Raw genomic sequence first — 13670 nt, 5'->3', positions numbered from 1 at the left:
TATGTCATTACAAACCAATGTTATCCCTATCAACATCGAAGATGAAATGAAAGGGGCGTACATCGATTATTCGATGTCAGTAATTGTGTCTCGTGCGCTTCCAGATGTACGTGATGGGTTGAAGCCAGTTCACAGAAGGGTGTTATTCGGAATGGAGGAACTGGGGGTTAGTTACAACAAATCCCATAAGAAATCTGCTCGTATTGTCGGAGAGGTACTCGGTAAGTATCACCCGCACGGTGATTCATCTGTGTATGACACCATGGTACGTATGGCCCAAGATTGGTCTTTACGTTATCCATTAGTGGATGGTCAAGGAAACTTTGGTTCCGTAGATGGTGATTCTCCTGCAGCGATGCGTTATACGGAGGCTCGTTTGAAGCGTATAGCGGATGAGTTGCTTTCTGATTTGAACAAAGAGACGGTTGATTTTCAACCTAACTTCGATGATTCCTTAGAAGAGCCTACGGTTTTACCTGCAAAAATTCCTAATCTATTATTGAACGGTACTTCTGGTATCGCGGTAGGTATGGCAACGAATATGGCGCCACATAACCTAAACGAGGTAGTAGACGGTATTGCTGCGTATATTGATAACCGCGACATTACTATTCTTGAATTGATGCAATACATCAAGGCACCGGATTTTCCTACGGGAGGAACCATTTATGGTGTTCAAGGTATTCGTAACGCATTTGAGACAGGAAGAGGTCGTATTGTGGTTCGTGGTAACGCGACTTTTGATACGTCTAAAACGGGGAAAGAGCAGATCATTATTTCTGAAATTCCTTACATGGTGAATAAGGCGACACTAATTAAGCAATGTGCTGATTTAGTGAACGATAAGCGGATCGACGGTATCTCTGAGATTCGCGATGAGTCAGATCGTCAAGGAATGCGAATCGTATTTGATTTGAAGCGTGATGCGGTGGCGAATGTGGTATTGAATAACCTGTACAAGCATTCAGCACTACAATCATCGTTCTCTGTGAATAACGTAGCTTTAGTGAAAGGTCGCCCGATGATGTTGAATCTAAAGGATTTGATTCATCACTTCGTCGAGCATAGAAATGAGATTATCGTACGTCGTACACAATACGATTTGCGTGAGGCACGTAAGCGTGCACATATTTTGGAAGGATTTATGATTGCTCTAGATAATCTAGATGCAGTGATTAAGTTAATCCGTGAGTCGAAAGATCCGAATGCGGCTCAAGAAGGCTTAATGTCTAAATTCAACTTATCAGATCTTCAATCGAAGGCTATCCTGGAGATGCGTTTACAACGCTTAACCGGTATGGAGCGTGAGAAGATCATGAATGAGTTTGCGGAGATTATGAAGTTGATCGATGATTTGGAAGATATTTTGGCCAAACCTGATCGTCAACTACAGATCATTAAAGACGAATTAACGGACATGAAACAACGTTATGGCGATGAGCGTAGAACGCAAATCAATATGACGGACGAGGAATTCTCTGTGGAAGATATGATTGCGGATGACGAGATGTTAATCACCGTTTCTGCACAAGGTTATATTAAGCGTACACCGATCTCAGAATACCGTTCTCAAACGAGAGGTGGAGTAGGATCTCGTGCCGTAGTAACAAAAGACGATGATTATACAGAGCATTTGTTCTCAGCGACGATGCACAACTGGTTATTGTTCTTCACTGAAAGAGGTAAATGTTTCTGGTTACGTGTTTACGCGGTTCCAGAGGGATCTAAAATTTCTAAAGGTCGTCCTATCCAAAACTTGATGAACATCGAGAATGGAGATACCATTAGAGCGGTTATCAACGTGAAGTCGATCACAGATCCGGATTACATTGATAATAACTTCATTGTGATGTGTACAGAAGATGGAACGATTAAGAAAACTTCCTTAGAAGCTTATTCTCGTCCTCGTCAAAACGGTATTATTGCCATCACTATCAGGGAGGGGGATCGATTATTAGATGTAGCCTTAACAAACGGTAATAACCAAATCGTTATTGCGACGAATACCGGTCGTTCTGTTCGTTTCGAGGAGACGCGTGTTCGCCCTATGGGACGTTCAGCAGCTGGTGTGAAAGGTATTTGGATCGATGAAAAGATTCCTACGGAGAAAGTAGTAGGAATGGTTTGCGTTTCTGATCCAGCAGTTCAGCAATTGCTAGTGGTTTCAGAGAAAGGTTTTGGAAAACGTTCGGAAGTAGAAGATTACCGTTTAACTAACCGCGGTGGTAAAGGGGTTAAAGCCTTGAATATCACGGAGAAAACAGGTAATTTAGTCGCTATCAAGGAAGTGAATGATAATAATGACTTGATGATTATAACCAAAGCGGGTATCTTAATCCGCTCAAGCGTTGCAGAATTGCGCGTGATGGGACGTAATACGCAGGGTGTTAAATTAATTCGTTTGAAAAATGAATCAGATGAGATTTCATCCGTAACTAAGATCGAAAAAGAGCCTGAACCAGAAGAGGTAGAGGTTTTAGATGGTGAGGATGTGGTTATTGTAGAAGGAGTAGAGCCATCTACTGCGGAAACTGAAGCTCCAGAAGGAGGGGAGGAGAGTACATCTGAAGCATCAGAAGAAAGATTAACTGAAGAATAATTTTATTGGCCCGTACGTGAGTACGGGCTTTTTTTTAATTTAATATAACAATGAAAAAACTACTTTTATCCCTATTTACGGTGGCTTTGGCGATGAATGCTTCATTTGGCCAAGCAGAAAAAGCATTAGTTGAGGCGCAAAAAAAGAGCGTCAATGATGCAATCAAGAAATCTGACGAAGATGTAAAGAAAGCACCTACGAAAGCTAGAGCCTGGTTAACACGCTCTCAAGCTTATTTAGATTTAGCTTTGTTTCCAGACTCTACTTTTGCCTTAACTAATCCAGAGGCTGCATTTCAAGCATTAGAATATGCAAATGAAGCAATCAAACTAGATACAAAAGAAGGTAAAAAAGGCTCAGTTGCGAAAGAGGCTGACCAAATGATGGTAGAAAAGAAATTTTCAAATGCTTTCTTAAACATGGGCGTAATTAAGTACCAAGGTAGAGATTACCGTACATCACTTCGTTACATGGCTAAAGCATCTGAAGTGGCTCCTAATGACACAGTTTCAGCCATGTATACTGGTGTAACGGCTCAATTATGTCAAGAAGATAAAATTGCTAGAGTGGCATATGAGAAGTATTTGGCCATAGGAGGGAAGGATTTAGCTATTCTTTACGGTTTGTCCCAAATCTATAAAAGCAATAAGGAAGAAGAAAAATCACTTGCTATTATTGATAAAGCGATAAGTATTTACCCAACAAATAAAGATTTGAAAGGGGAGAAGTTCAATATGTTGATCGCCTTTAATCGATTAGATCAAGCGATAACGCAATTAACTCAAACAACCGCAAACGACCCTAAGGATGGAATTTCTTGGTTAAACTTAGGTTTATTGTATGAAAACAAGGTTTCTGGTCTTAATGATGAGATCAGAAAGATTCAAGATAAATTATCTAAAGTTCAAGAGGTAGATCGTCGTTTAGTTGCTCAAAATGACCAAATATCCGCTTTCCAAGATGAGGTGAAGCGTACAAAAGCGAAGTTAAAGACCGCTACAACTCCGAAAGCGAAGACGACTGTGAACAATCAAGTGACAAGCCTTGAAGCTAAAGTAAAAGAGTTAGCGGATGTATTAAATGGAATTCAAGAGGAGAAAGCAGCTGCTATTGCAGCAGCGGGGGATGTGGCAGCAAACAAGGCTAAAATGGATGAATTATCGGCTAAAGCAAAGGAAATTCGTGCAACTTTGCCTAATTACTATTTAAAGGCTTTAGAAATTGATGCTGATAATTATGACGCTTTATATCAAATGGGAGCTTATTATTATAATGATGCCGTAGCAATTAAGGGTCAGGTGAATAGTATGGATATGAATGATTATAAGAAGACTGGTAAAGATTTAGAAGCTAAAATAGCGGTTAAATACAACGAGGCTTTGCCCTTTTTCGAACGTGGTTATAAAGTTAAGAAAGACGAAGACTTGAAAGAAATCTTAAAGCAAGTGTATCGCGAATTGAAAGACGAAGCGAAATTAACTGAGTTAGAGAAATAAGGCGCTAGTCGCTAGTTACTAGTCAGGAATCGATATTAGAAAGGGCTGCTTAGAATAGGTGGCCCTTTTCTTATGGTTTAATTATTATTTAACATAATATAAATTATATAACAATTAGTCCGAAGGAAATTAGTCCGTAGGAAAATAGTCCGAAGTCCGTAATCCACTATCTATACTCTCTAATCTTTAATCTAATCCTTCGGACTCAGTCCCTCCGGACTCCGGACTCAGTCCCTCCGGACTCCGGACTCTTTCGCTCCGGACTAGCGACTAGCGACGTGAAACGTCACCGTAAACTCCGTATACGAATCCGGAACAGAAACCACCGATATTTGGCCATTGTGTAATTGAATGATACGTTCAACCAGTGATAGTCCGATGCCATAACCCTTAGAAGACGCTGTATTTTCGCCTCTAAAGAACGGTTGGAAGATATACGGCAAATCATTCGAAGGAATGCCTTTACCTTCGTTTTTAACGAAGATTTGGATGGTATTACCTGAATTTTTGAAGCTAACTTGTGCAGATTTAGTTGGGCTGAATTTGCAGGCATTTTCCATTAAATTCTTTAATGCTGTTAAGATAAGTTTGTCATCCCCTTTAACTAAGAGCATTTCTTCATCCTCTGGCATGTGTTGCGTATCGATGCTGACCTTGTAAGCAGAGTTTAATTTTTGGGTTAAACTTCTAGCTTCCCAAAGTATTTCATCAATTCTCCACTCATTAAAGCCAGCTTGGGTGTCAGTTAGGCTTAACTTGTTTAATTCTAATAAGGATTCAGTGATAGCCGCTAATTCTTGCGTGTCTTCTAGTACTGAACTGATCGTTTTTCTATAATCAGCTGACTCCCTTTCTTTTAAAAGACTCACCTCTAGTTGAGACGAAATTTTAGTTAAAGGATTTTTTAATTCATGGGATACGTTCGCAATAAATGTTTTTTGCAATTTAAAGGCGTTTTCAATGCGTTCTAGCAGTCGATTGACCGTAGACACCATCTTCCCTATTTCATCCTCAAAATCAGGCGATTTAAGGCGTTCTTCGAGACGTTTAGGTGATAGTTTATCTACTTGTTGGATAACTTCTGATATAGGATTCACGGCTTGACCGGCAAAAAACCAGCCTGAAATGACCACAATGAGGATAAATAAGAGAAATAAGGCGATCAGGATGTTCTTTAGATCTTTCGCATTTTCGGCGGAATACTGATCCACTGCGCCGGCAAAAACAACTAAACGACCTTGAGGTGTAGCAAATACAGTTCCCAAGACCTCGATATCCTCTCGTTGGAAGTGAATTTCTTGTTTTTGGCGGACCTGTTTGATTAAATCCACATCGATATGCAAATTAATGCTGTCATGCGAGGCGTAGATCCGTTCGTTACATAGATCATATACTAAAATACTCTCCCGGTAAAGTAAATCACGGTTTGTTTGCCCGATGATTCCCATTAATTTAGAATCTACCTGGTTGACATTGACTAATAATTGGGCGGTTGTGTTTGCTTTTTGGCGTAAACGACTATAAAATTTATCTTTATAGTTTTCTTGCGTGAAGATATAGATGACAAAATAGGATACGAATAAAATCGCAGATACGAGGTAGGTAAACTGGTAAGTCAGCCTGGATCTAATCTGCATAATTATTCGTTTTTAAGGATATAACCTCGCCCAAATTGCGTGTGAATCAATTTGCTAGCAAAGCCTTTGTCAACCTTCTTACGCAAGTAATTGACATACACTTCGATTAGGTTCGAGCTATTCTCGTCCTCTACTTCCCAAATATTCTCAGCTATTTGTGCCTTAGAAATAACCATCTCCTGGTTGCGAAGGAAGTATTCTAATAATTGAAATTCTTTCGAAGTTAAATTAATGGACTGCCCAGATCGAGTGACTAATTTACTGAGTAAATCCATCTCTAAATCAGCGAATTTGAGAACTTGGGCGTCTAATTGAGTTTGTGAAGATCGTTTTAATAGGGCTTTTATTCGGGCCAAAAACTCTTTGAAATCAAAAGGTTTTCCTAAATAATCATCTGCTCCTGCTTCAAAACCAATCAACTTATCATCTGTCGTACTCAATGCGGTTAACATTAGAATGGGAGTTTGAACCCCTTCTGCCCTTAATTGCTTGCAGAGTTCGATACCATTAATGCCTGGAATAATAATGTCAGATACAATTAGTGAATAAGTATTGCGAAGGGCTAATTGCTTCGCTATAGTGCCATCATAGGCTACTTCTACCTCATAGTTGTTCTCTTCTAATCCTTGTTTCAGAGATTGAACGGTTTTAGGTTCGTCTTCTATGAGGAGTATTTTGATCATTTTAGAATGGAAACCAAGTCAGCTGGTGAATAATTAATCGACTTTAACACCTTATTATCAGACTTACGATAAACTTTCCAAACCCCATTCTCCTCCTTTATTTCCGCCTCCGTACCATCTTTATCCTGATAGAATTTCACCGTATTTTCAGCCTCTTCTAATGAACTGCAAGCTTTAGACATATTAGAACGTTGTACTTCGTTGAATAATTCGACAAATTTTTCACCCATCCCAAACTCTAAAACTGCTCCTGATAAGACATATTGCAAGTCACAAAGTGCATCAGCGATCTCTACGATGTCATTAGCAGCAATAGCCTCTTTCAATTCATCCAATTCTTCTGCTAATAGACTTACGCGTAGATTACAACGTTCGATAGCAGGAATAGTGGGTTGAGCCAATATAGGGGCTCCAAAAGTTAGGTGAAATTGCGCCACCTGGTTCAATGAATCTAGTTTTTCCATATAAATCAATCATTCAATTTATTAAAATTAAGCAATTAATCGGGCTCAAACAATATGGGGCAAAAGCTGAAAATTGGAAAATACAATTGTGCACAAGTGTGGATAACTTGTGGATAACTTTATAAGATAATGTGGATAAGTCCGGTTTTGTTTACAATTATTAATTAAAATGGTTTACTCTCGCTGAAAGTGCCATCTGTATAAAAAATAATCACGCGCTCAATTTTCTTCGCCAAATGTACCGTCGTCGTGGTCTGGGCTGCTACCGGATTTTGTGTTTTAGGACTAGTCTCTCTAGGCCGTCTGAGATTCGATTGTACGATCGTTTGTTCAGGTAAAATACTTGTGGGCGATTCTGGAGAGACAGGGATAGGAGCATCAAAAAGCGACGGAGTTACCGAAGTCGGAGTGCTCACCACTTTAGGAGCAGAAACAGTTATTGTTAATTCACACTTATCATCTAAAAGTTCTTCTGCTGGAATTTCAGGGAAGGCGATGAGAATCTTTTGTACAACATCTAAGCTAGGTTTATTCCTTCCTGAAAGAATGTGGGAGATACTACTGCGAGGTATTCCTAAAGTATCTGCAAACTGAGAGGCACTTAGTTTCTTCGCCTGAATTAACAATTCTATTTTAGCGCTTAGATTCATCTTTGTAAACATGATTAATGTATTACAAATTTAAACAATCTAGGTTAATTTACAAATCACAATTAGATTATTGTATTGTTTACAAAAGTGACACACAGTCAGAGTGTAATGTTATCAGTTTACTTTTGTACAAACCCCCAATCGCTTTCTTGAAGTCTTTCTTAGACATACCTAATTGATCATAGATATCTTCTGCAGGACTTTTATCATGCAGGTAAAGCACACCTTTATTATCTTTTATTGCTTGTAATACTTTCTCAACTTGTGCATCTAAACGAACCATTCCTACTGGTTCCAAACGTAAATCTAGTCGCCCATCTTCACGCAAGTTTTCTACGTATACAAATGTACTTTGACCTAATGTTACATTTGTAAATATCTCATTTTTAAAAAGCATTCCTATTTTACAATTGTCAACCAAACATTTAATGCCTAAATCTGTGTATTCAAATGGAACAGCTTCAATCTTTGTTCCAGGTGCATAGCGCTCCTCCTCGTCTTCGATAAAGGCCGGGAAGAAGTTTTCAACTCTGGCAGAAGCGACGATTCGATCTGTTTGGGCATCTAAATAAATATACACTAAGTAGAATTTCCCTACGACCATTTTTTGATATTGCTGGCTAAAGGGAACAAATAGGTCTTTAGCTAATCCCCATTCAAGGAATACACCCAGGGGAGTAACTGACTTTACTTCTAAATAAGCGAATTGCTTAATAGTAGCGTAGGGCTTTAAGGTAGTCGCAATGATTCGATCTTCCGAGTCTCGGTAAATGAATACATCGATGGATGAATCGATTTCGTACGTTGCTGGTACGTATTGTAGTGGCAACAGGATTTCATCTTCGTAACCATCTAAATATAGGCCAAATGGGACTTCTTTAATGATGCGAAGGTGATTGTATTCACCAATTTTCAATTCATTTTCCATAAAAAAGCCCGGCTATGAACCGGGCATATATTTTGTTATTACTAAACGACTACGTTATTCTCCCTTAATGCTTGATTAAGCGACGTTTTTAAGTCGGTACTTTCTTTTCTTTTTCCAATAATTAAGGCACATGGAACGCCATAGGTACCAGCAGCGAAAGTCTTTTGGATACTTCCTGGTATTACAACAGAGTTCTCTGGCACATATCCGATGTATTCTACAGGCTCAGGGCCGGAAACATCAATAATCTTAGAAGAACCTGTAATGGTTACTCCAGCTCCTAAAACGGCTTTTTTACCGATGTGTGCGCCTTCTACTACGATACAACGAGAGCCAATAAATGCTCCGTCTTCAATGATCACGGGTGAAGCTTGTGGTGGTTCTAATACACCACCGATTCCCACACCACCACTTAAGTGTACATTTTTACCGATTTGGGCACAAGATCCTACGGTAGCCCAAGTGTCCACCATCGTTCCTTCATCTACATAAGCACCAATATTCACATAAGAAGGCATCAAGATCGTTCCTTTAGCTAAGAAAGCGCCATAACGGGCTACTGCTGGAGGAACTACACGAACGCCTAATTCTTTATAATTTGATTTTAAACGCATTTTATCGTGGTATTCGAAGATGCCCACTTCAGAAACGGCCATCTGGCGAAGAGGGAAGTACATCACAATAGCTTTCTTTACCCATTCGTTCACTTGCCAGCTACCATCTGCCTTTGGTTCAGCGGTACGAAGCTCCCCTTTATCTACTAAGTCTACGACTTTTTCAATAGCCTCTATGGTTTCAGCCTTCGAACGTAGTTCAGGGTTGTCCCAAGCGGCTGCTATACTTTTTTCTAATGAATTCATAAAAATGATATGCAATAAATGAAGATGCAAATTAATCAAAAAAGCCTTGGCTTCCCGATATCGAAGAAAATAAAATCTACGTCTATGGATAAATTAGGCAGAAAGTAGTCGAAAATTCGTACTAAATTTAACTTTAACTTTAATAAGTTATTTAGTTGATTATCAATTAGTTACGATTTGATGCAAAATAATATTCGGAGTATTAATGCTAGAAATTTAGCTAAAAAGACAAGTGACATTCTGTCACTCCCCTACCCCATCGACCTGGAGCAACATTTACTTATACAAATATGCAAAAATATTTTGAATAAAAAACGTATCCGAGCAAATTTTAATGAAAAATGCTATTATTAGCATTATTGCTAAATTAGAATATTGGGATTTACTTTTGTAAAATACCCCTTTTAAGCGTTTAGTTGGGTTTATTTTATCCTATTGCTCTTGGAATAATACATTTTAAATGCTATATTTGGTCTTTGTATGAAATCAAATTAATTTATTCAATGAAAAAAATTAAAGTTGCTATTAATGGTTTTGGTCGTATAGGTCGACTTACTTTCCGCCGCTTATTGGAAAAAGAAAATGTGGAAATCGTTGCTATTAACGATTTAACTGACAATGCTACTTTAGTACACTTACTAAAGTATGATTCAGTTCACGGTCGTTTTAATGGAACTGTTACGTCTGATTCTGACAGCATTACTGTTAATGGTCACGTGATTAAAGCTTTTGCTGAACGTGATCCTAAGCAATTGCCTTGGGGTGCTTTAGGAATTGATGTAGTTTTAGAATCGACTGGTCGTTTCATTGATCAAGATGGTGCTGGACAACACTTAACTGCTGGTGCTCGTAAAGTAATTATCTCTGCTCCTGCTAAGGGTGATATCCCTACGGTAGTTTTAGGTGTTAATGATGATACCTTAACTGATGATATGACTATTATCTCTAATGCTTCTTGTACAACTAACTGTTTAGCTCCAATGGCTAAAGTATTAGATGATGCGTTTGGTATTGAAAAAGGATTTATGACGACTGTTCACGCTTACACAGCTGATCAGAACTTACAAGATGCTCCACACTCTGATTTACGTCGCTCTCGTGCAGCTGCTTATTCTATCATCCCTACATCTACAGGTGCTGCTAAAGCGGTAGGTTTAGTTTTACCTCATTTAAAAGGTAAATTAGATGGTAATGCAATGCGTGTTCCTACTCCAGATGGTTCTGTAACTGACTTTACAGTTGTTTTAAAAAGAGATACTACTGTTGCTGAAATCAATGCTGCTTTAAAAGCTGCTGCTGATGGCCCGATGAAAGGTATTTTAGAATATACGACTGATGAAATCGTTTCAATCGACATTATTGGTAACCCCCACTCTTGTATCTTAGATTCTAAGTTAACTACAGCTATGGGTAACCTAGTTAAAGTGGTAGGTTGGTATGATAACGAATTTGGTTATTCTTCTCGTGCAGCAGATTTAATCGCTCGCGTAGGTTAATCTAAGCTTTGATATAATTGAAAAAGCCTCTCATTTGAGAGGCTTTTTTATTTTAGGTTTTTTGCTCTAAGGTAATTGATGCTAAATCCTTTTTCGTGGAACATCTGTTCGAAGCGTGTCTTTATTCCATAATGATCCTCGTTCCATTCAGAATTATAGAGATCATTTGTTTTCACGATAGTTTCCCATCCATTGGCGGCTAATGATTCTTCAGAAAATTCGAAGAAGGGTAAGGAATCCGTTTTTAAATGTAAGGTTCCCCCGGGTTTTAAAATTCTCTTATACCGATTCAAAAAAGTATGGAAGGTCAATCGGCGCTTTTCATCTCGATCTCTTAAGCGAGGGTCAGGGAATGTAATCCAAATTTCATCTACTTCATTTTCGGCGAAGTGTGCTTCGATTTCTTGCATGTGAATTCGAAGGAAGGCGGTATTGGATAATTCGAGTTCCCTAGCTGCTCGACCACCTTGTGCTAAACGATCCCCTTTTACATCTATTCCCACAAAATTCATTTCTGGGAATAGTTTACCTAATCCATTGGTGTATTCACCCCTCCCACATCCAAGTTCTAGAACGAGACGGTTTTCGTTTTCAAAAAGATCTGATTTCCATTTGCCCTGAAGAACGCCAAAAAGAGTTTTTGGTTCTTGAATCACATTGTCTAGCTCTAAGGCTAGGTTATACTTGGCTGTTTTTCGTCTGCTCAATTGATACGCTAATTAAAATGTAATCTCTCCTACTAAATAAGTGCTTCCGCAGATGAGAATTCCATCTGATGGGCTTGAATTTGATTTTGCAAGGGCAATGGCGGTATTTACGGAGGGGACAACCTCTCCTTGAAGTCCTTTAGCCGCGGCTAATTTTCGTAGCTCTAGTGCAGTGATGGCTCTAGGGTTATTTGCTTGTGAAAAGATATAGATGGCATCTTTTGGGAATAGGGATAATACGGAGTCGATATCTTTATCTGCGACCATACCTAAAATGATATATAAGTGGTCAAAATTCTCCTGGCGTATTTGTTGAAGGATTTCGGTTATCCCACTTTTGTTATGTCCCGTGTCAGCAATCACTTTAGGATTTTCTCCTAAAATTTCCCAACGCCCTTGTAAACCCGTATTTATTCTGGTCTTTTCAATCCCTTTATGAATTTTATCACCCTCTAGTGGAATAATTGATTGCAACTGTTCACACCAAGCCAAAACGCCTCGAATGTTTTTTTGTTGGTATTGGCCTGCGTAAGGACTATTTATCTTCATTGAACCAAAAGAGGGGCTGGTGAAGTTAAAATCGGAGGCTGAAATGATATCAGCAGCAAATTGAATGGGTGCCTCCATTTCAGCGGCTTTTACTAGAAATACCTCTAATGTATCCTCTTGCTTTTCACTAATGGTGACTGGTGTCCGGTATTTAATAATACCCGCCTTTTCTGCAGCAATTTTTGCCAGGGTATCCCCTAGCAAATCTTGGTGGTCAAAGCTGATGTTTGTAATTAAGCAGCCTAAAGGGGAAATAATATTAGTCGAATCTAATCGTCCTCCTAAACCGGTTTCGATAATGGCATAGTCAATTTTCTGCTCTTTAAAATACGAAAAGGCCATAATCACGGTCCATTCGAAGAAAGAGGGACGCACCTTTTCGATTAAATCGAGGTGATTACTCACAAAATTAGCTACCCATTCCTCTGCGACCTCTATCCCATTTATTTTAATTCTTTCTGTGAAAGATTTTAAATGTGGTGAGGTATACAAACCCACCGTATAGCCGTGTTCTTGCAGGATCGACGCCATAAAGTGAGATGAACTACCCTTCCCATTCGTACCGGCTATGTGCAAAGATTTAAAGGAACGTTCTGGGTGATCCATCAGTTCGCAAAGAGCTTCAATATTTCCTAAACCAGGTTTATAGGCCTTAGACCCCTCTCGATGAAAGACAGGTAACTGAGCATATAAAAAGGAAATAGACTCTGAATAATTCATGGATTGCCTATCTTTCTCCTACTCGGAAGGTGATAGACCCGGTCGCTTCTTTAGGACTAGGTCCTGAGGAAGTTTTAATGAATTTTGACTTCTCGATGGCTCTTTTGTATTTCTGTGCCAAAGAATTTGAGAATGAATTCTCCGCAATGACTAATTTGATGATATTTCCGTCTTCATCGATTTTAATCGTGAATCGAATCAATCCCGTTTCACCGGTATCATCTTTAACGTTAGGACGATTAGCAATTCTCCAGCCAGCGATGTTTACAGATGAACTACCTGCGCCATCTCCGCTTCCGCCATTGCCAGCATAATTAGTTGAATTATTGATAGTTCCGTTTCGACTTCCTTTATCCCCTATTTTACCTGCATCCGTTCCATTTGAATTTCCTCCTGGATTTGGATTAGTACCTCTAGTACCATTGCTGGTTGTTTTTTTCTTAAATAAAGCACCCTCGTCAATTTTTTCTTCTGGCTCAGGAGCTGGTTTAGTAGAAACTACGGCTGTCTTTTTTGTATTTTCTGAAATACTAACAGGACTTTTTACTACCGAACTAATGACCGTCTCTTTCGAACTAGGCGTAGGTTTTGCTTTAGTCACTGCAGCTACTTCTGTTTCTTTTTCGGCAGGTTGGGATTCATCATTATTTTGTAAATCACTCGCTTGATTATAGGATTGTACATTTCCTCCCCCTTCGTCATCAGTACCATAATTTACCTGGAATCCAGGTTCAGGTAATTCAAGCTTCATTTCTTCTGCTGACCATACTTTCGCATACCAAAACATTAAGAACAACAAACCTTGAATCACTAGCGTGATCGCTAATGCCTTCCGTTGGTTTTTTCGTTCTAAATTCTTTTGTTCTACAGTATTCGTCATG

At 39.0% G+C, this 13670-nt stretch carries 12 protein-coding genes; 3 read left to right on the top strand and 9 right to left on the bottom strand.

All coding sequences use genetic code 11. From position 1 onward, the window contains the following. The first annotated feature begins 1 nt into the window (after nucleotide 1). Both gyrA and ACST14_RS02495 read left to right on the top strand, forming a co-directional pair. Nucleotides 2–2599 carry a DNA gyrase subunit A gene (gene gyrA, locus ACST14_RS02500; protein ID WP_459460225.1) on the top strand — a complete coding sequence of 866 codons (2598 nt, stop codon included), beginning with the start codon at nucleotides 2–4 and terminating at the stop codon, nucleotides 2597–2599. 50 nt (nucleotides 2600–2649) lie between these two features. Next, nucleotides 2650–4095: a hypothetical protein gene (locus ACST14_RS02495; protein ID WP_459460223.1), complete on the top strand. Its 1446-nt coding sequence runs from the start codon at nucleotides 2650–2652 to the stop codon at nucleotides 4093–4095. 263 nt (nucleotides 4096–4358) lie between these two features. On the opposite strand, the gene ACST14_RS02490 is transcribed toward ACST14_RS02495, so the two are convergent. The 6 genes from ACST14_RS02490 to ACST14_RS02465 all read right to left on the bottom strand — a co-directional run bounded on the left by ACST14_RS02490 (nucleotide 4359) and on the right by ACST14_RS02465 (nucleotide 9317). Beyond that, nucleotides 4359–5732, bottom strand: a complete 1374-nt coding sequence (locus ACST14_RS02490) for a sensor histidine kinase (RefSeq protein WP_459460221.1) — start codon at nucleotides 5730–5732, stop codon at nucleotides 4359–4361. 2 nt (nucleotides 5733–5734) lie between these two features. Continuing rightward, nucleotides 5735–6412 (bottom strand): response regulator transcription factor, encoded by a 678-nt coding sequence (locus ACST14_RS02485; RefSeq protein WP_459461239.1) that lies wholly within the window; start codon nucleotides 6410–6412, stop codon nucleotides 5735–5737. Beyond that, nucleotides 6412–6879 carry a pyrophosphohydrolase domain-containing protein gene (locus tag ACST14_RS02480; protein ID WP_459460218.1) on the bottom strand — a complete coding sequence of 156 codons (468 nt, stop codon included), beginning with the start codon at nucleotides 6877–6879 and terminating at the stop codon, nucleotides 6412–6414. Before ACST14_RS02480 ends, ACST14_RS02485 begins: the two co-directional genes overlap by 1 nt. Nucleotides 6880–7043: 164 nt before the next feature. Further along, nucleotides 7044–7541 (bottom strand): helix-turn-helix domain-containing protein, encoded by a 498-nt coding sequence (locus ACST14_RS02475; RefSeq protein WP_459460216.1) that lies wholly within the window; start codon nucleotides 7539–7541, stop codon nucleotides 7044–7046. A gap of 67 nt (nucleotides 7542–7608) precedes the next feature. Next, entirely contained in the window at nucleotides 7609–8457 is an 849-nt protein-coding gene (locus ACST14_RS02470) for a CvfB family protein (RefSeq protein ID WP_459460214.1), read from the bottom strand. Between the two features lie 41 nt (nucleotides 8458–8498). Beyond that, complete coding sequence (locus ACST14_RS02465) at nucleotides 8499–9317, bottom strand: 2,3,4,5-tetrahydropyridine-2,6-dicarboxylate N-succinyltransferase (RefSeq protein WP_459460212.1); 819 nt, start codon at nucleotides 9315–9317, stop codon at nucleotides 8499–8501. Nucleotides 9318–9820: 503 nt separating this feature from the next. On the opposite strand from ACST14_RS02465, the gene gap reads away from it, so the two are divergent. After that, on the top strand, nucleotides 9821–10813 hold the full coding sequence (gene gap / locus ACST14_RS02460; protein WP_459460210.1) for a type I glyceraldehyde-3-phosphate dehydrogenase: 993 nt from the start codon (nucleotides 9821–9823) through the stop codon (nucleotides 10811–10813). Between the two features lie 47 nt (nucleotides 10814–10860). Here gap and trmB read toward each other — a convergent pair whose 3' ends face one another. From trmB to ACST14_RS02445, 3 genes are read right to left on the bottom strand one after another with little or no spacing between them, the layout of a single operon-like run. After that, nucleotides 10861–11520: a tRNA (guanosine(46)-N7)-methyltransferase TrmB gene (gene trmB / locus ACST14_RS02455; RefSeq protein ID WP_459460207.1), complete on the bottom strand. Its 660-nt coding sequence runs from the start codon at nucleotides 11518–11520 to the stop codon at nucleotides 10861–10863. A 12-nt stretch (nucleotides 11521–11532) separates the two neighbouring features. Beyond that, on the bottom strand, nucleotides 11533–12789 hold the full coding sequence (locus ACST14_RS02450) for a bifunctional folylpolyglutamate synthase/dihydrofolate synthase (protein ID WP_459460205.1): 1257 nt from the start codon (nucleotides 12787–12789) through the stop codon (nucleotides 11533–11535). Nucleotides 12790–12796: 7 nt separating this feature from the next. Next, complete coding sequence (locus ACST14_RS02445) at nucleotides 12797–13669, bottom strand: hypothetical protein (RefSeq protein ID WP_459460203.1); 873 nt, start codon at nucleotides 13667–13669, stop codon at nucleotides 12797–12799. Between the last annotated feature and the right edge of the window lies 1 nt (nucleotide 13670).

The organism is Aquirufa sp. A-Brett2-15D, assembly GCF_054558735.1.
This window is presented reverse-complemented; position numbering and strand designations above follow the sequence as displayed.